The sequence below is a fragment of the Pseudomonas sp. SDO5215_S409 genome (assembly GCF_054071325.1).
Genome location: NZ_JBSVWN010000057.1, coordinates 1 through 19904, shown reverse-complemented (window position 1 = coordinate 19904; position 19904 = coordinate 1). Strand labels below are relative to the sequence as shown.

The following is a 19904-nucleotide window of genomic DNA, read 5'->3' as shown; positions in this document are numbered from 1 at the left end:
AGTCGTATCCCTTAACCGCGTGGAGTCGCAGTGCTAGCAAGCTTGGGCGCGGATTTGTCCGGGGCCGCCTGCTGCACGTTGCTCGCTTCAAGCGCTTGTCGTTGTTGGGCCAGGGCCGCCAGGGTTTCCTTGCTGGCCATCGGGATGGTTTCCGGGTTGACCGGCGAACCCGGGCGCACGCGCTGCAGGCCCTTGACGACAATGGTGTCGTCTTTGTTCAGGCCGCTGCGCACGATGCGCAGGCCTTCGATTTTCGGCCCCAGTTCCACGCCGCGATAAGCCGGTTTGTTGTCGGCGTCCATGACCAGCACGAATTTCTTGCCAAGGTCGGTGCCCACGGCTTCGTCGGTGATCAGCACGGCGGAGTAGGTGCCGCTGCCCACCAACTTCAGGCGTGCATACAGGCCCGGGGTGTACTCGCCCTTGCTGTTGTCGAACACAGCGCGACCGCGGATGGTGCCGGTGGCCGGGTTGACCTGGTTGTCGACGAAGTTCATCTGGCCCAGGTGCGGGTTGCCGTCTTCGTTGGACAGGCCCAGGTACACCGGGGTGGTCGCGCCGCGACGGCCTTCACGGGCCAGCTCGGTGTACTTGAGGTACACGCGCTCGTCGGCGTCGAAGTAGGCGTAGACCTTGTCGGTGGACACCACGCTGGTCAGCGCGGTGACATCGGCGGTCACCAGGTTGCCGGCGGTGATCTCGGCACGGCTGACACGCCCACTGATCGGCGACGTCACGCGGGTGAAGCTCAGGTTCAGCTTGGCCAGGTCCAGTTGCGCCTGGATCCCGGCGACGGCGGCGCGGGCTTCCTGGGCGGCGGTGGTGCGCGAGTCGGCGAGTTCGGCGGAAATCGCGTTGCTCTGACGCAGGCGATCACCGCGCTGGGCTTCGTTGTCGCTGCGGGTGGCGGCGGCGCGGGTTTGCAACAGTTGGGCTTCGAGGCGGCGCACTTCAGCCTGGAACGGGCGAGGGTCGATCTGGAACAGCAGGTCGCCTTTTTTCACCAGCGCGCCTTCGGTGAAGGCCACCTGGTCGATCTGGCCGGACACACGTGGGCGAATCTGGACGGTTTCTGGCGCTTCAAGGCGACCGGTGAATTCGTCCCATTCGTTGACGGGCTGTTCCAGCACCTTGGCCACGCTGACTTTTGCCGGTGGCATGGCGGCCGCTTGATTCGGGGCTTTGCCGCAGGCGCTCATCACCATCACGGCCAGAATGGCCAGTGGGTAGCGTAAGGGGCTGAGTGAGATTTCCATGAGGTGCATCCGCCAATGTATTTGAGATGGGCGGATCATGCTCGGCGGGCTGCTATCTCACGAATCGAATAAACCAAAGATAACTATCATTCGGAATGATATGAGCGACACGCAAGCTCTTTAGCATGCCGCTTTAATCCACCTGCTATCAATGGCGTCAATGTAAAAGGTGTTTTGCGCAACGTGTAATGAACACCGCACGTTATCGAGTGTCGCCGCCGGGCAGCGGTTTTTCTCGGTCGAGGCGGAACCGGTTCGGCCAAAACCCCACTCATTTCACTTCGACTAACGTCAGGCCGATAGCGGGAGTAGTGATTTGGTCAACGGTGCATCCGGTAAAGGGTTCCATATTGTGGGCGCTGACATTGTGCTGCCCAGTTCAACGCCCGATCGGCCGGTGGCCGCGGCTGTCACGGCCAAGCGTGCGCATGACGCGCGCCCACCCCGACCGGACGCCGCGCCCTCTGCGCCAGGCGCATCGTTGTCGGCCCTGAACAAGTTCCGGCCGACGGCGCAAGCACCGCGTCCTGCACCCAATGTGTGGGACGAGATGTGCACGGAACTGGTGCAGGAGGTCGGCAGCCATTTGCGCATCGATGACAAGGCTGCGCTCGCCAACACCGCCGCAGGCTTCAAGGCACGCCTGCCGGGCGCCGCCGAAGAACAGGGCCTCTACAGCCGGGCCATGCGCCAGACGCCGGCCGACCACCTCATGAGGCCTGATGTAAAGGCCAGTGATTATCAGATTGGCACCGCCCTGACGGCCTTGGACAAAACCGTGCACCCGCAGGATCGCACCGCGTTGACGGACAGAATGCTCAGCGCTGCCGAGATTGGCGTGTCCATGCTGCAAGCCCCGGCTGCCCAGACGATGATCCAGCGGGCCCTGGCCTCACTGTTTGGCCCGCCCAAAACGCCGTATGGCGCAGAGCAGGCGGTACAGGATGCGTTGACGTTGTTCAAGAAACTCCCTGGGCCCAGCAGCGAGCGCGGGCAGTTGGCCCTGGCGATTGCGAAAAAGACCCACCTGTTCAACGACAACTTGCCGGTCAAAAGCACGGTGTTAAAGGGGCTGTTCGCTGAACTGTCACACACCGGTCGCAAGGACCTGCCCGCGCTGCTGGGCGTGCTCACCCGCGAAGGGCTCGAGCACCTTCCCACCCAGGAACGGCCCGCCGCTTTTGACCAGTTGTTAAGCGCGATGGGCCGTGCCAAGCCCCACCAAGGCATGATGATGGCGATGGCACGCCTGGTGCCCAGTTTGCCTGCCGAGCATCAGGCGCAAGCAGAAGCCCGCTTGAACAGGCTGCATCAAGGCGCCGTTTAACGGTCAGGTATCCGTCTTGTTACCTTTTCCGGGGCGCAGGGTTGCCGTGCCTGGGCGCGGCGCCTGTTGCTTATCAAGGGGTTGCGGGCGCTGAAGAACAGCCCTGGGGGTGTGTCAAAAACAACATGAAACATTTTCTAAAAGTTTCATGTTTGACAAATTGACGTCAATGAAGTGTCGCCATAGTATCGCCGCAAAAATGATGGCGCCTAGCCATCTTTCAAGAGGTGGTCATGCGCGTTTCACTGCTCAGGATGAGTGCCGTTTGGGTACTGGTATGGTCGGGGGTTGCCGTCCCGTTAACGGTCAAGGCAGCGCCCAACCCCGGTGACACCGACTTGATTCGCGACCGCCAGGACCGCCTCCTCGACGAGCAGCGCCGCCGCCTCGAAGACCTCGAGGACCTGCCCGGAAAAACCGCTGCCCCGGTGACGCCTGCCGCCGCGCAAGACACCCGCTGCTTTACCATCCAGAGCATTGAGCTTGTCGGCGCCGAGGCGCTGTCCGAACGCGAGCGCGCGCAGCTGTTGGCCCCCTACATCGGCCAGTGCCTGGGTGTGCCCCAGCTCAATGAACTGCTCAAGTTCATCACCGAGCGCTACATCGAAAAAGGCCTGGTCACCAGCCGCGCCTATTTACCGCAGCAGGATTTGTCCAGCGGGCACCTGAAAGTGCAGGTGGTCGAGGGCCGACTCGAAGGCTTGAAGGGCGCTGACGGCAGTGGCTTCTCCGACCGTCAACTGGCCTTGGCTTTTCCGGGCACCACCGGCGCGTTGCTGAACCTGCGGGAAATCGAGCAGATGGTCGACCAGCTCAACCGGCTGCCGTCCAACCAGGCGCAAATGGAACTGACCCCAGGCAAGGCGGTGGGCGGCAGTGACGTGCTGGTCAAAAACACCCCGCAAAAACCCTGGCGCGCCGGGTTGTCCTACAGCAACGACGGCCAGCGCAGCACCGGCTTGCAGCAGGCCGGCACCACGCTGGACTGGGACAACCCACTGGGTTTGTCTGACCAGCTGTCGTTGCGCGCCGGTCACGATGTGGTCAGTGACACGACGCAAAATTCACGCAACGCCATGGCCGCCTACAGCCTGCCCATGGGCTGGTGGAACCTCAGTTACACCTACAGCGAAAGCGAATACCGCTCCCAGGCTCGCGCCAACGGTTTCAACTTCAAGCAAAGCGGCGACAGCCAGAACCATCAGTTGCGCCTGGAGCGGGTGATCCACCGCGACGCGGTCAGCAAGACCTCGATCAGCACCGGCGTGTCGTACCTCAACACCCATAACTACATCGAAGACAGCAAGCTGGCGCAGAGCAGCAACCGCATCAGCGAAGCCCAGTTCGGCATTAACCATGGCCGACGCATCGGCAGTGCGTTCGTCAACATTGACCTGGGCATGCAGGACGGCATCGGCGCCTTCGACGCACAAAGCAACCGCGACGTGAAGCCCGGCCAGCCCGACGCCCGCTACCGCAAATACACCGCCACCCTGAGCTACTTGCAGCCCTTCAAACTGTGGAACGAGTCGTTGAGCTTCAGCAGCCTGATGACCGGCCAGCACAGCGAAGACGTGCTCTTCGGCCCCCAGCGCACCAGCCTGGGCGGGCTGTCGTCGATTCGTGGCTACAAGGACCAATCCCTGGCCGGTGACAGCGGCGGTTATTGGCGCAACGACCTGCGCTGGAGCCGCCCGGTGACCTGGAATTGGCTGCACGCGGTCTTCGCCGAATACGGCAGCAGCATCGGTTACGACCAGGGCGTGATCAGCCACGGGCGCTACAACGCCGAGCAGCACGGGCGCATGACCAGCGACTCGCTGGAACTGTTCGCACGCGGCCCCAACGTGGCGGCCACGGTGACATTTGCCCACTCGCTGGAACGCCCCGACGCCATCACCGAGCGTGAAGCGCCGATTTATTTTCGCGTGGATTTCTTCCTTTAATTTTTTGCCGCCTCTGTGCATCGAGACTTCACATGGACGTTCGCCAGTTCGCTTTTCTTGCGCGCCAACCTTCTGCAGCCCTGAAAACCCGCGGCAACTTCCTCGGGTTGCCCAAGCGTGGGCTGGCGCTGATCCTGGTGAACGCGCTGTTCTGGCAACCCTTGCTGGCGCAGGCCGACGGCATTGTGGTCAATGCCCCCGGCACCACGCTGGCGCAGGCTGGCAATGGCGTGCCCATCGTCAACATCGCGGCGCCGAATGCGGCGGGTCTGTCCCATAACCAGTTTCACGACTACAACGTGGGCGCGCAGGGCCTGATCCTCAACAACGCCACCGACCGCACCCAAAGCACCCAGTTGGGCGGGATCATCGTTGGCAACCCCAACTTCAATGGCCGGGCCGCCAGCACCGTCCTCAACGAAGTCAACGGCGGCAGCCCCAGCCAGTTGCGCGGTTATACCGAGGTGGCGGGGCAGTCGGCCCATGTCATCGTCGCCAACCCTTATGGCATCAGTTGCAACGGCTGCGGCTTTATCAACACCCCGCAGGTCACGCTGACCACCGGCAAGGCGGTGATCGAGAACGGCCAGGTCAGCCGCTACCAGGTCGACCAGGGCGCGGTGTCCATCGATGGCGATGGTTTGAATGCAAGCAACGTCGGCCAGTTCGAGATCATCACCCGGGCGGCGCAGATCAACGCCCAGATCCAGGCGCAAAAACTCACCGTGGTGACTGGCCGCAACGACGTGGACGCCGCCACCCTCAACGCCACCGCACGCACCGCCGATGGCAGCCCGGCACCGACTGTGGCCATCGACTCCTCGGCCCTGGGCGGCATGTACGCCGGCACGATTCGCCTGGTGGGCACCGAAGCGGGCGTGGGGGTCAAGCTGGCCGGTAACCTGGTGGCGGGCGGCGATATCCAGATCGACGCTGCAGGCCATGTGAACCTGGCGCAAACATCTGCCGGTACGGCCATCAACATCAAGGCCGACAGCCTGGACACCGCGGGTGCGGTGTACGCGGGCAGTGACTTGACGGTCAAGACCCAAGGCGCGCTGAACAACGGCCAGACCCTGGCCGCCCGCGACAGCATCACCCTGGCCAGCGGCGCCCGGCTGACCAACAGCGGCATTATCGAAGCGGGCGTCAACGCCGATAACAGTCGCAATGCCAACGGTGATGTGCGCCTGAGCGCGCAAGCCCTCGACAACACCGGCAAGTCGGTGATTGCCAGCCGTGATTTGAGCGTGCAGGCCGCCGCCCTGGTCAACCAGGGCGGCACGTTGAACGCAGCTGACAGCCTGGCGTTGCAGGTCGACGCGGGCCTGGATAACCGCAACGGGAAGGTCCTGGCACGCACCGCCTCGGTGCAGGTGGGCACGCTGGATAATCGCCTGGGCCAACTGCAAGGCGACACAGCGCTCACCCTCACCAGCCTGGGCGCGGTCGACAATCGCCAGGGCACGCTGGCCACCGGGCAAACCTTGAGCCTGAGTGCGGGCAGCCTGGACAACAGCAACGGCCGCCTCACCAGCAATGGCGGGCTGACCGCAAACATTGCCGGGCAGATGCTCAACCAGACTGGCCTGTTCGCCGCCAACGGTGCCCTGACACTGGCCACCGGCGCCCTGAATAACGCAGGCGGGCGGCTGACCAGTGCCGATCGGCTGGACCTGAGCGCCGGTGCCGTGGACAACAGCGCAGGCGGGCGTATCGCCAGCGCCCAGGCGCTGACTGCCAGCGTCACCGGCCTGGACCAGCATGCCGGTGGCCAGCTGTACAGCAGCGCCAGCCTGGCGCTGGACCTGCATCATGGGCAGTTGAACAACACCGACGGGCTGATCAACACCCCGGGCTCGCTGCTGCTTGACAACTTGAACGAGGTCGCCAACAGCGGCGGCGAAATTTCCAGCGCCCAGGCGTTCACCCTGGCCGCGCACACCCTGGATAACAGCGACGGCAAGGTGCTCAGCGAGCAAGCCTTGACCCTCAAGCTCGACCAGGCCTTGACCAACCTCAAGGGCCAGATTTTAGCGGCGGGGCTCAAGGTGCAGGCGGCCAGCCTGGACAACAGCGGCGGGTTAATCGGCAGCTCGGGCGACTTGACGGTAAACGTGGACGGCGCCCTGGCCAACGAGGGCGGTGAAGTGTCCAGTGCTGGTGCAACCTTGGTCAGCGCGGCGGCGCTGAACAACCACATCGGGCAGGTGCTGGGCGACATCAGCCTGGACCTGACCAGCCGCGGCGCGCTGCTCAACCAGGGCGGCACACTGGGGGCCGGCCAGCGCTTGCAGGTGCAGGCCGCCAGCCTGGATAACAGCCAGTCCGGCAGCCTTGTCAGCGATGGCAGCCTGGACGCGACCGTGACCGGCCTGCTGGACAACCACGCCCAGGGCAGCGTGGCGGCCAAGGGCGCGGTGGCGCTGCACGCCGCTAACCTGGACAACCGCAACGGCGCGGTGCGGGGCAACCAAAACGTTGACGTGCAGGTGGGCCAGGTAGACAACCGCCAAGGCGTGATCAACAGCAAGCAGGCGCTGACGCTGGTCGGCCAATCGCTCAACAACCAGAACGGCCTGGCGAGCGCCACCGGCCCGCTGCACCTCACGCAGGGCAGCGTCAGCAACGATCAGGGCCGCCTCGCCAGCCAGGCCGACCTCGACGCCACCATCGGCGTGCTGACCCAGCAGGGCGGCGAGTTGGTCGCCCAAGGCAACCTGACCCTCAAGGGCGGCAGCCTGGACAACCACAACGGCGGCCTGGTGTCGGCCACAAAAGCGCTGACACTCGCCGTGGACAGCAGCGATAACCGCGCCGGGGAGATCTCCAGCCAGCAAGGCGTAACCTTCACCGGCGGCCAGTTGGACAACAGCGGCGGCAAACTGCTGGCGGCCACCGCGCTCGAACTGGCCGTTGCCCAGGTGATCAACCAGGCCAAGGGGCTGGTGTTCGCCCAGGATGTACACCTGAGCGGCGCGCGACTCGATAACGCCCACGGCACCGTCGCGGGCCAGCATTCGTTGGCGCTGGAACTGTCACCCGGTGCCACAGCGCTGCTCGACGGGCGACTGGACAACACCGGCGGCACACTCAGCAGCGAAGGTGGCCTGACCCTGCTGGCCCAGCGCATCGATAACACCGGCGGTGCGATCACCAGTGCCGGCGCCCTGGCGGTGACCAGTGCCACCGACCTGCTTAACCTGGGCGGCACGTTTGACACCGCGCACGACTTGACGCTGAGCAGCGCCAGCCTGGACAACAGCCAGCAAGGCGTGATCAAGAACCAGGGCGCGGCGACCCTCGCCACTGGCGTGTTCAACAACCTGGCGGGCGGGCAGCTGACCAGCGCCGGCAAACTTGGCCTCACCGCGACCCAAGTGAACAACGGTGGCCGCATCGCCAGCAGCGATGTGCTCACGGCCAGCGTGACCGGTTTGAATCAGCAGGGCGGCGAGTTGTTCAGCAGCCTCCAGGTGAACCTGGACCTCAACCACGGCGACCTGAACAACGCTGGCCTGATCAACGCGCCGGTGTTGACCCTGGCCAACCTGGGCAACGTGGGTAACCAGAATGGCGAAATATCCAGCCAGAACGCCTTCGTGCTGGCGGCGCGCAACCTGGACAACAGCCACGGCAAACTCATCAGCAACGCGGGCCTGACCCTCACCGTGGAGCAGGTACTGAGCAACGTCGCTGGCCACATCAACGCCCAAGGCCTGATGGCCCGCAGTGCGCGGCTGGACAACACCGACGGCGTGATCAGCAGCCACGCGGGCCTGGACATCGGCGCAAGCGACGACATCGTCAACCAGCGCGGCAGCCTGATCGGCGACGGCTCGTTGCTGCTGACCGGCACCCGCCTTGATAACCGCAGCGGCGAGGTTGCGGGTAAAACCGACATGGCCGTGGCGGTCGGCGCGATCAATAACCAGCAAGGCCAGTTGGTCAGCACCGATACGCTGCACCTCAGCGGCGCCAGCCTGGACAACCGCAACGGTCTGGTGGGGGCCACGAACGCGCTGACACTCGAGGCAGGCGCCGTCGATAACCGCAGCGGCGAGCTGACCGGCAACGCCGGTGTGAACGTCAGCGGGCAGTACCTGGACAACAGCGACAGCGGCAAGGTGTTCGCCGCAGGCTTGCTCACCTTAAGGGTTGATCAACTGCTTAACCGCACCCTGGGGCAACTCAACGGCCAGCAGGTGCTAGTGACCGGCACGTCGCTGGATAACCGCGGCGGCAAGGTCGTGAGCCAGCAACCGTTGGTGCTGGCCTTGAGCGGCGACCTGGACAACACCCAAGGCCTGCTGAGCAGTGAGAGCGGCCTGGACCTGAACGCCGCCAACCTGAACAACACGCAGGGCAGTCTCTCCAGTGCGCAAGACCTCACCGTGGGGGTCAACGGCCAGGTGAACAACCTCGGCGGCCAACTGGTCAGCGATGGCGCCCTGACGCTGCACAGCACCAGCCTGGGCAACCAGCAGGGCTCCCTCAGTGCCAAGGGCGCGGTGGCGCTGACCACCGCACACCTGGCGAACCAGGGGGGCCGGATCAACAGCGGTGACAGCCTGAACCTGGTGGCCACGCAGCTGGACAACGGCGGCAGCATCGGCAGCGCCCGTGGCCTGACCGCCAGCGTGACCGGCCTGGACCAGCAGGGCGGCAAGCTGTTCAGCAATGACGCCCTGACCCTTGATGTGAACAACGGCCTGCTTGACAACGGCGGCGGCCTGATCAACGCCGCAGGCCCGTTGCGGCTCAAAAACCTCAGCACTGTGAGCAATCAGAGCGGCGAGATTTCCAGCGGCCAGGCATTCACCCTGGCCGCACAAAGCCTGGACAACAGCAACGGCAAAGTGCTGAGCAACCAGGCGCTGACCCTGCGCGTCGACCAGGTCTTGAACAACTTCAAGGGCCTGATTGGCGCCGCCAGCCTCGACGCCCGGGCGGCCACGGTGGACAACCGCGGCGGCAGCTTCACCAGCCGCGGCGACCTGCAACTGACCAGCGCAGGCCTGTTGAACAATGCAGGCCTTGGCCTGATCAGCGCGGCCCAAGCCCTGACCGTGCACAGTGCAGACCTGAATAACCAGGGCGGCAGCCTGCTCGGTACGGCCGCCGTTACCCTCAATGCCATGGCCCTGGACAACAGCGCCAACGGCCTGATCAACAGCCAGGGCAACCTGGCGCTGAGCGTTGCCAGCCTGAACACCGGCAACGGCGGTGAGGTGTCGGCCAAGGGCACCCTGGACCTGAGCACCGGCGCGCTGGTGTCGGCCAGCGGCCGGCTGGTGGGCGAACAGCGTGTCACCCTGGACCTGAACAACGGCGACCTGGACAACCACAACGGCTCGATTCTCGCCAAGGGCCCGCTGACCCTCAACCACCTGCGTGACCTGAACAACCGGGGCGGCGAACTGTCCAGCCAGCAGGACCTGCAACTGGCTGCGCGCACCCTGGACAACAGCGCGGGCACGTTGATCAGCAGCCAGGCCCTGACGGTGGGTGCCACCGACTTGATCAATCAGAACGGCCTGCTGTCGGGCTGGCAGGGTGTGAGCGTCAGTGGTGCGAGCCTGGACAACCGCAACAACGGCACGCTGTCCAGCCGTAACGGTGCAGTGGGCGTGAACCTCAGTGGCGCGTTGCTCAACAGCGGCGCCGGTGCGTTGGTGAGCCAGGGACGACTGGACGTCAACGTGGCCAGCCTCGATAACACCGCGGGCATTCTTTCCAGCGGAGCCGGGCAAGGCCTTAGCGTGGGCGGGCTGTTGAACAACAGCGGCGGCGGCTTGATCGACAGCGGCGCGGCACTGGACGTACAGGCCGCGACGCTCGGCAACGACGCCGGGACGGTCAACGCACAACAGGCCTTGACGCTAAAGGCCACCGACCTGAACAACAACGCTGGCACCCTGGCGGGTAAAGACGCCGTCACCCTGAACCTGCTGGGCAACCTGAACAACACCGGCGGCACACTGGCCAGCGCAGGCCCGCTGGTGTTGCAGCACGCCGTGCAGGTCAACAACCAGGGCGGCCAGATCGCCAGCCAAAGCCTGCTGACGCTGTTTGCCAGCAGCCTCGACAACAGCCAGCACGGCACCCTCGCAGGCGTAGGCCCGGTTGCGATTAGCGCGTTGGGCCTTGTGCAAAACAACGCCGACGGCTTGATCTACAGCCAGGGCGGGAGCCTGCGATTAAGCGCCGCCAGCCTGGCCAACAGCCGGGGCGTGGTGCAAGGCCAGAACGGCCTGGCGCTGGACCTGCGCGCCGACGTCGACAACCAGAGCGGCAAACTCATCGCCCAAACCGGCGACGTGACGCTCAACGCCGCCAGCCTGGATAACCGTGGCGGCACCCTGGCGAGCCTCGCCGGTGCGTTGCGGGCCCAGGTGGTGGGCGTGCTGCGCAACGGCTATGACCTGAACAACAACCGTCAGGGCGGCACCGTGCAGGGCCAGAGCCTCAACGTGCAGGCGGCGATGATTGATAACGACGGTGGCCGCGTGTCGGCGGCCGGTGGTGATGCGTGGGTGACCACGGGTGACTTCGACAACCGCAATGGCGGGCTCTATGCCCAGGGCCTGATGCACGTCAGCGGCAATAATTTTGACAACAGCGGCGACAACGACGGCCAGATCAGCGGCCAGCAGATTGACCTGAGCCTGAGCGGCGCGCTGAACAACCGCCTGGGCATCATCGAAAGCCAGTCGACCCTCAACGTCAGCGCTGCCAGCCTGGACAACCAGGCCGGCCGCCTGCGCGCGCTGGGCACGGCCGGCAAGACCGCATTCGCCATTACCGGCCTGCTGGACAACACCACCGGCGTACTCGAAACCGCCAACAGCGACCTGACCCTGGGCGCAGGCAGCCTGCTCAACGCAGGCGGCAGCGTGCTGCACGTAGGCAATGGCAACTTTACGATCGCGCCAGGCAACCTCAACAGCGTTGGCGGCAGCCTGGTGACGCGCGGCGCCCTGAGCATCAATCAGGACACCTGGACCAACAACAGCGTGATCCAGGCCGGGCGCCTGAACGTCAACGTGAACACCCTTGACCAGACGGGCGCGGGCCAGTTGCTGGCCAGCAACGGCTTTGTCGGCACGGGCGGCAACTGGTCCACCAATGGCTTGATTGCCAGTGACGGCAGCCTTGACCTGCACCTGGGCGGCGCGCTCAACGGCAGCGGGCGCATCAGCAGTGCGGGCGACCTGAGCCTTGGCGCCGCGCAGTTGAGCCTGAGCAACACCGCCAGCGTGGCCGGTGGCGGCCTCACCACGCTGAACATCGCAGGCGTGCTGAACAATGCCGGGCGCCTGACCTCGGCCAACGACCTGGTGCTGAACGCGGGCACCGTCAACAACTACGCCACCCTGGGCGCCGGGCAAGCACTCACCGCCACCACCGGCGTCTTGCTCAATGACCACGGCCTGATCTTCAGCGGCGCCGACATGCGCCTGCGGGTGGACTCGCTGACCAACAGCTACGCCGACATCTACAGCCTGGGCAACCTGAGTGTTGACCGGGATGGCCAGGGCGGCCTGGCCAGCCGCGTGATCAACAGTTCGTCGAGCCTGCAGAGCGACGGCAACCTGAGCCTTGCCGCCAGCACCCTGCAAAACGTGCGGGCGGTACTGACGACCAGTTCGGGCGGGATCTACACCGCATCGATCAGTGAGTTCCCCTGCCAGGAAGGCCCGAACTATGCCGGTGACTGCGACGGTAAAAAGATCAACCACCTGTGGCAGGTGGTGCAGCGTGACAGGCTGGAAGTGACTGCGGCCAGCGCCGCGTCGAGCATCACCGCCGGGCAAAACCTGACCCTCACAGGCGGTGATGTACTCAACGCCAGCAGCACCGTCGGCGCGGCGGGCAGCCTCAGTATTGTCGCCAACAACCTGACCAACAGCGGTGTTGAGGCAGGCGAAACCGAAACCTGGCGGCTTTTTGTGTCCATGCGGTCCCGTGACGCCAGCAGTTGGTACGAGCAGGCCGCGGCGTTTGACGACCGCTACTCCATTGGCGGCGCGGCGTACAACCCCAATGACCTGAGCGGCCTGCAAGCGGCCATGGCCGCGTTTATCGGCACCACCGAGGCCGAACGCACCGTGCTGCGCCGCGTGACACAGATCAGCGGCGGCGACCAGAGTTACGCGGGCGTGATCCAGGCGGGCGGCGCGGTGAACGTCAAGGCCCAAGGCAGCATCGACAACACCGTGGTGCGCCCGGGCTTTACCTACGTGGGCGCCGGTGCCAAGACCGGCACGGGATCGACCGGCGCCAGCGGCGCGGCCACGTACTCCACGCGCATGACCGTTAACTCGCAACTGCCACCCAACCTGGCCCAATTGCAGGTCAACCCGCTGACCCTGCCGGGCTTCAGCTTGCCCACCGGGCAAAATGGCTTGTTCCGCCTGAGCGGGCAGGGCAGCAGCACCGCTTCGTCCGCCGCGAACACGCCGTCACCGACCTGGACGCTGGGAGCCGCCAGCCTGGGCCTGGCGCAGCACCAGCACGCCCAGCCTTCTGACCCCGCCCGGGTGATTCAGGTGGACAGCGTGGCGCAAGACGCCGCCAGCAATCATCCACTGGCGGTGGCCGCGCGCCAGGCCAACGCCCTCGACACCCGTGCCAGCGCGTTCGACGTAGGCAGCGTGAGCGACAACAGCGCCAGCCATGCCCCCGGCCGCAGCGCGGCAGGCGGCGTGGGGCAAGCCCCGAACCTGCCCGGCCTGACGCCGCTGAGCCACGACACCGGCACCTCGCAGACCCTGGCCCACGTACAAGGCCTGCCCAACGCGCAGCCCGTGTCGCAACCCCAGAAATACCTGGTTGAAACCAACCCGGCGCTCACGGACCTCAAGCAATTCATGAGCTCCGACTACCTGCTGTCGGGGCTGGGCTACAACCCCGATGACAGCGCCAAGCGTCTGGGCGACGGCCTGTACGAACAGCGCCTGATCGAACAAGCCGTGGTCGCCCGCACTGGCCAACGTTTTATCGACGGCCAGAACACCGACTCAGGCCTGTTCAAGTACCTGATGGACAACGCCATCAGCAGCAAACAGCAGTTGGACCTGACCGTGGGCGTCAGCCTCACCTCGGCCCAGGTGGCGGCGCTGACCCACGACATCGTGTGGCTGGAAGAAGAGGTCGTAAACGGCGAAAAAGTCCTGGTGCCCGTGGTGTACCTGGCCCAGGCCAGCAACCGCCTGGCCCCGGACGGCGCGTTGATCGCTGGCAGCGACGTGAACCTGATCGCTGGCCAAGACCTCGACAACGTCGGCACCTTGCGCGCCACCAACAACCTGTCTGCCCAGGCAGGCAACGACCTGACCAACAGCGGCCTGATCGACGCCGGCAACCGTCTTGACCTGTTGGCCGGCAACACCATCGTCAACAAAGCCGGCGGCATCATCGCCGGGCGCGACGTCACCCTGACCGCCACCAAAGGCGACATCCTCAACGAACGTACCGTCACCAGTCACGACAGCAGCAGCGGCTACCGCACCGAACACACCGATTCCGTCGACAGCGCGGCCCGCATCATCGCCGCGAACACCTTGAGCCTGCAGGCCGGGCGCGACGTGAACAACGTGGGCGGCGTGATGAGCAGCGGCGCCGACACCACAATCAGTGCCGGGCGCGACGTCAACCTGGTGTCGGCCCAGGGCGTGAACGCCAACGCGGTGAGCGGGCTGTTCAACGGCAGCAGCGTGACGCAATACGGCAGCAGCGTGGACGCCGGGCGCGACCTTAACGTACAGGCCGGGCGCGATATCAACGCAGTCGCGAGCCAGCTTGATGCCAAGCGGGATGTGACGATGGCCGCGTTGGGTGATGTGTCGTTGTCATCGGCGGCGGACGAGTCGCATGCCTCGTTTACGTCCAAGAAAGTGAAAAGTGAAGACGACCATGTGAGCCAGGTTTCCACCACGGTGAAGGCCGGGGGCGATGTGGCGTTGAGCGCGGGGCATGACCTGGCGTTGACGGCGAGCCGGGTGACGGCGGGGGATGAGGCGTATTTGTATGCGGGGAATAATCTTGGCCTGCTGGCCGCTGAGGATAGTGATTATTCGCTGTATGACATGAAGAAAAAGGGCAGTCTCGGGGCCAAGAAAACACAGCGCGATGAAACGACCCAGGTCACCCATGTCGGCAGTGAAATCACTACCGGGGGTAACCTCACGCTGCAAAGCGGGAGTGATCAGGTGTATCAAGTCGCCAAGCTGAGCAGCGGTGCTGATCTGACGATTGCCACCGGCGGCGGTGTCGATTTTCAGGGGGTCAAAGATCTCCACCAGGAAAGCCACGATAAGAGCAGCAGCAGCCTGGCGTGGAACAGCGCAAAGGGTAAGGGAAATACCGACGAAACCTTGCGCCAAAGTGAATTGATCGCTCAGGGCAGCCTGGCTATCAAGGCGGTGGAAGGCCTGAAAATCGATGTAAAAAGCATCGACCAACAATCGGTAAGCCAAACCATTGATGTGATGGTGAAGGCCGACCCACAGTTGGCCTGGCTCAAGGACGCCGAAAAACGCGGCGATATCGATTGGAAGCAAGTCAAGGAAACTCACGACTCATACAAATACAGCACCTCCAGCCTTGGAGCGGGCGCGATGCTGGCGATCATTATCGTCGTGTCCGCGTTGACCGCAGGCGCCGCGAGTGGCGCTATCGGTACGATGGCAGGCACCGGTGCCGAGGCCGGCAGTGGAGCGGCGTTTGCCGCCGGTGGCAGCTCGGCCATGGTGTCTGCGGGTACTGCGGTGGGAACCGCTTCGGCTGGATGGGCGAACGCTGCGCTGTCAGCGAGTCTTGGTTCATTAGCGGGTACCGGGGCAGTCAGCTTCGTCAACAACAAAGGCAATCTAGGCGCTGCCCTGGGTGACACCTTCGGTTCAAACAGCCTTAAAAATGCGCTTGTCGGTGGTTTTACGGCGGGGGCACTCAGCTATGCAGACAGCACTTTCCTGAAGCCGCCTACGGGTGCAAGTGACGGCGGCTCGGCCATCTATACCGCAAACGCGGCGCAAAACCCGGGTTATACCGAACCCATGCTTACCTGGAAAAACGCCGCGGACACTGTGTTAAGGAGCGGTGCACACGCGGTAATCAGTAGCGGTATTTCTACCGCAATTAACGGTGGCAGCATTGGAACCAACCTTGGCAGCGCGCTGGTGAGCGAAAGCATCGACCTTGCGGCTGCGGCGGGCAACCGCGGGGTAGGTGACCTGGCAAAAGAACTGAAAGTGGACCCAGGCACCGCAACGACGATGCTGCTTCACGCCACGTTGGGCGGTTTGATTTCGGTTGCTAAAGGGCATGATTTTGCAAGTGGTGCGATCGCCGGTGGCGCAGCGGAAGGCCTGACACCGCTTGCGAATGGGCTTTTGGCACAGTACGCAAGCGATCAGTTTTCGACAGATGATTTGAGTGATGAGGGGGGCCAGAAGAAAGTCCTTACTGCGCAGCTCATTGGATTACTTTCGTCTTCGCTGGCGGGAGGAGATGCCGCGACCGGCAGCATGATTGGGGGGTATGGGGAGAAGTACAACCAGGATCTGCATGTGCTCATGAAAGCCGCAGACGTGGGTTTTCACAAGATTTTTGCTGCTATGACTCAACAGCCAGCTGATGACTTCGACAGCTCCCTTGATTCTGCATTACAGTCTGGCCAGCCAAGCGGGGTGTTCTCCAATAACGTATTTGTTGGCGCCGAGTACAAGGCATTAGCAGGGTTGCTAATGGCAGCGGCGAGCACCGAGGTCCTAGCAGGCAGGGCGGTGGCTGGCGAAGCGGCAGAGATCTCGGCTAGTTTGGGACGTGTGTTCAATGAGGTGGGCAATGAGGCCGCGGGAGGTGCGCGGGCGGCGGCATCGGAGGCGGGCGGGGGAGGTAGCGGTGGTTCTGTTATTGAAGAGGAGGTGGCAGGGGGTGGGGATGCGGGTGTAGAGGGTGCAAAAGCAACGGATGGGACTACTAGCTCTGGAGCGGAAAATGCCCTCAACGCAGGCAAGCGTCGTGCGCAGTTAACAGCTGACGAAATAGCTGACGGTCATGCATTCGAAAAGCACGTGATTCAGCAAGGTGAGTATCAGGACCTTGGAATAACTACTCGTGAAGAATTTTCGAATCATATTGAAGAAATTGTGAACAATCCCACTTCGTTTCGCGAGCTGAGCGGAGGAAGGTCTGCCTATTGGGATGATGCCAGTGGCACCGTTGTTATCAGGAACCCCAAAGCTGCTGACGGTGGCACAGCGTTTCGCCCTACAAGTGGGCGTACATATTTTGATAATTTGAGGTAGTAATAATGGAAGTCATTGGATCCGAAACTAATAAGGCAAGCATCAATATTACACGTGCTGAGCTTTTGGTTATTAATGCTGCTTTGAACGAAGTGTGCAATGGGATAGAGGTTTTTGAGTTTGAAACTCGTATTGGCGTTGACAAAACATGTGCTTTGGGGATTCTAGGCGAGGTTGGGCGATTGCTTGATAGAATGGACGCGTGAATTAATTTTATGGGGCAAAAGGCGCAGGAACCATCGCTAATGCAGAGAAAGGTGAATTATCAGAGGCGAATTTTACTCAAAACAAAATCAAGTCCGACAGATCTTTTAGTGAGGATGGACAAAAGCTCTACTCGGAGTTAGCTGGAACGCCAATTAAAACTGTTAGAGAAAAAAGGGGACGGATTTATTTTCAGGAAAATAAATTTGTCAACTTTTTTCGCAATGCCAGGTCTCCAAAAATATATCTCGTAGTGATGCGAGAGCAGTTGAGCAAGTGTTGATCGAATACAGTGGTTTAGGTAAAGATGGCGGCTCATTGATTAACAAGATCAATAGCATCTCTACAGCTAATCCGATTTATGCCGAGTCTCTCTCTAGAGGTTCGGCTCTTTTGAAAGTAGTTGGATACACAGGATTCAAGTAATGATCAAGATTGGAAATGTATTTACCATCGCAACCATAAGTGGAAAAGCATATTTCCAGTTTGTAAAAAAATCCCTCCTATGGGCTCATTAATTCGTGTCCTGCCAGGTACGTATAATAGCGAGCCGGATCTAGATATCTTGGTGGAGGAAAAAACAAATTTCTGGGTTTTTTTTTCCTGTCTCGGCAGCTCTGAAGCAAGGGATTATCCAAAAAGCTAAGGGTTGTATTATCCCAGCGCATGCCAAGGAGACCCCGACGTTCCGTACGGGAGTAGTCGACCCTTCAACTGGGCGTGTTGATACTTGGTGGTTTTGGAACGGGGAGAAAGAATGGAAAGTTGGCGAAATCACCGAAGATCAACGAAAGTTTCCTATACGTGGATCATGGAACGACACGTTATTAGTCCAGAGAATTGAAGAGGGCTGGTTGCCGGAAAAAGATAGGCGTTAACTCTATCGGTTCTAGTCGCATGTTGGTGAAAAAGAGGCGGTGGACAGTGTAGTTAAGCTGAGCCAGGGTCAACAGAGGGCCGTTAGTGAAATTGACAATATTCTCAATAACTTCAAGGGCAGCGACATTACGGGTGCATTAAAGGATATGGCTGGTGATCCTGTTCCGAAGCCTGGTGGTGGTTATTGGGATCACATGAAAGAAATGAACGACACGCTTCGAGGATTACGAAATTATGCGGAAACGCTGAACGGTGTGAGTGATCCTGTAGCACAAGCTGCACGTCAAAGAGGGTTAGACTCAATTCAACGTATCGAATCAGCTTTAAATGGTGCAGAAATATGAAGTTTCGTGATTTGGAAAAAGGAGTATCAGTCGGTTGGTTGCCAGAAGAAAAATTTTCCTCTTTGACTGAATGGTATATTTCTGTGCGCGACATCCATTTAAATCAGTTAGGTGTGGGGGATATTTGCCGTGCACTAAGACAAGACTTGTTTGTTAGTGAAGTTTTACCTGTTGCCGTAGCCTTGCTAAACGATGATGTTTTGGCAGGAGAAAGGTACGATGGCGAGTTGGTCGCTGCCCTTTCAGGTTTGAGTCCGAGGTACTGGCAAGGGAATACAAGTACTGCATGTCAAGCTGCGTGCGCTTTGGCTGAGGTTGAAACATTAAGCCAAGATACCGACCTGTTAAGAGATGTATCAAACCTGGCAAAGGTACTTACGGAAGCAAATAAACTGTAAGCGTCTACGTTGCAAAAAGCGTTGGAAATGGATCCGGATTTGCTGACCTAGCTAAATTTGATGATCACTTCGCCCGAAATGGTACTGATTTTGGAGCCGCTAACGCTCTTGAATACGAAGCTCAGGCAGATGCGTTTCTTACATCTTCAAAGCCAGCAGAAGTGCTCGAAAAAGTAAGGCCTAATGGAGATATTGTACGGTACAACCCTGCCACCGATGAATTTGGTGTAGTGTCAAATAAAGGAGATATTCGTACATATTACAGGCCTGATCCACCCGTGCATGGTAAAGGTACTAACTTGGATTATTTCAACGCGCAGTGATAAAAAGCTATATACATGTCCGGTATGTTGGTACGTTGATCTTGATGAGGCGCCATATGATGAATTTGGTTGCTCTTCATATAGTATATGCCCATGTTGCGGGACAGAGTTTGGTTATGATGATTCTTCACTGACACATTCAGAGTTGTGTAAAAAGTGGGTCTCTAAAGGTATGCCTTGGTGGAGTAAAAATCAGGTTGCACCTCTTGGTTGGGACCCTTTTAGGCAATTGAGTCGTGCCAAAAAGTTTGATTAGTTGGTGCAAAAGGTAGTCTTCCAGAAATTAAGATGGTTGATGGTTTCTATCAAGCGGAAGGCACACCATTAAAATTCTCTGAGTATTACTACAAACGCTTATGGTCGACTGGGCGTGGGGGAACTTTTGTTCAGGCGGATGAGGTCCTGAAAACAGCAACAACGGTTACCCCGGATAGGATGGCAGGGTTCTATCGTTATACGAATGGTTCGATGGAGATGGTTTATAATCCTGTTACAAAAAAAGTTTGGCATCCTCAATCTTTAAGGTAGTTAAAAAATGTGCGAAGTTACCATGCGGATTATCTATTTTTTATTTTTGCGTCAGAATGGAAAGCGACTTTCTGTTTTGGAGCTGTGCATAAATTATATTGATGGGGATTTGTCTTTTTCAGAAGATTTTTTACGTAATGAGCGTGCAATGTACGAAGAGCTTTTCTCTTTAGGATGTAGGGGTTATGTGCTTGATCTGTTTGAAAAGTTGATGGCGGAGATGAAAGGGTTAAAGCTTGAAGAGTCAGAGGGTTTTTTAGATGGGTTGGAGTTTGTTCAGAATGTTGGCGCTACGGCATTGTGGAAGTTTAATTGTCATTTGGATTCTGAATTAGGGAAATCCTGAAGAAGACTTCCAAATATGGTGAAATACGCCGATCCCGTT

At 60.6% G+C, this 19904-nt stretch carries 9 protein-coding genes; 8 read left to right on the top strand and 1 reads right to left on the bottom strand.

All coding sequences use genetic code 11. From position 1 onward, the window contains the following. Window positions 1-11 precede the first annotated feature (11 nt). Complete coding sequence (mexE, locus tag ACW9H9_RS23530; RefSeq protein WP_457345576.1) at window positions 12-1256, bottom strand: multidrug efflux RND transporter periplasmic adaptor subunit MexE; 1245 nt, start codon at window positions 1254-1256, stop codon at window positions 12-14. Between the two features lie 352 nt (window positions 1257-1608). Between mexE and ACW9H9_RS23525 the strand changes: the two genes are divergently transcribed. The 8 genes from ACW9H9_RS23525 (at window position 1609) to ACW9H9_RS23490 (ending at window position 19865) form a co-directional block, all read left to right on the top strand. Beyond that, entirely contained in the window at window positions 1609-2583 is a 975-nt protein-coding gene (locus ACW9H9_RS23525) for a hypothetical protein (protein ID WP_457345574.1), read from the top strand. Window positions 2584-2837: 254 nt separating this feature from the next. Next, window positions 2838-4529: a ShlB/FhaC/HecB family hemolysin secretion/activation protein gene (locus ACW9H9_RS23520; RefSeq protein WP_457345597.1), complete on the top strand. Its 1692-nt coding sequence runs from the start codon at window positions 2838-2840 to the stop codon at window positions 4527-4529. Between the two features lie 32 nt (window positions 4530-4561). Then, window positions 4562-16843: a two-partner secretion domain-containing protein gene (locus ACW9H9_RS23515; RefSeq protein ID WP_457345573.1), complete on the top strand. Its 12282-nt coding sequence runs from the start codon at window positions 4562-4564 to the stop codon at window positions 16841-16843. 5 nt (window positions 16844-16848) lie between these two features. Next, complete coding sequence (locus ACW9H9_RS23510; protein WP_457345572.1) at window positions 16849-17049, top strand: hypothetical protein; 201 nt, start codon at window positions 16849-16851, stop codon at window positions 17047-17049. A 915-nt stretch (window positions 17050-17964) separates the two neighbouring features. Further along, window positions 17965-18270: a polymorphic toxin type 28 domain-containing protein gene (locus ACW9H9_RS23505; protein WP_457345570.1), complete on the top strand. Its 306-nt coding sequence runs from the start codon at window positions 17965-17967 to the stop codon at window positions 18268-18270. Next, window positions 18267-18668: a contact-dependent growth inhibition system immunity protein gene (locus tag ACW9H9_RS23500; protein WP_457345569.1), complete on the top strand. Its 402-nt coding sequence runs from the start codon at window positions 18267-18269 to the stop codon at window positions 18666-18668. The genes ACW9H9_RS23505 and ACW9H9_RS23500 overlap by 4 nt, the downstream gene beginning before the upstream one ends. Window positions 18669-19279: 611 nt before the next feature. Next, window positions 19280-19519, top strand: coding sequence for a hypothetical protein (locus ACW9H9_RS23495; RefSeq protein ID WP_457345568.1), 240 nt, complete (start codon window positions 19280-19282; stop codon window positions 19517-19519). Window positions 19520-19526: 7 nt separating this feature from the next. Further along, window positions 19527-19865, top strand: a complete 339-nt coding sequence (locus ACW9H9_RS23490) for a hypothetical protein (RefSeq protein ID WP_457345567.1) — start codon at window positions 19527-19529, stop codon at window positions 19863-19865. Window positions 19866-19904 lie beyond the last annotated feature (39 nt).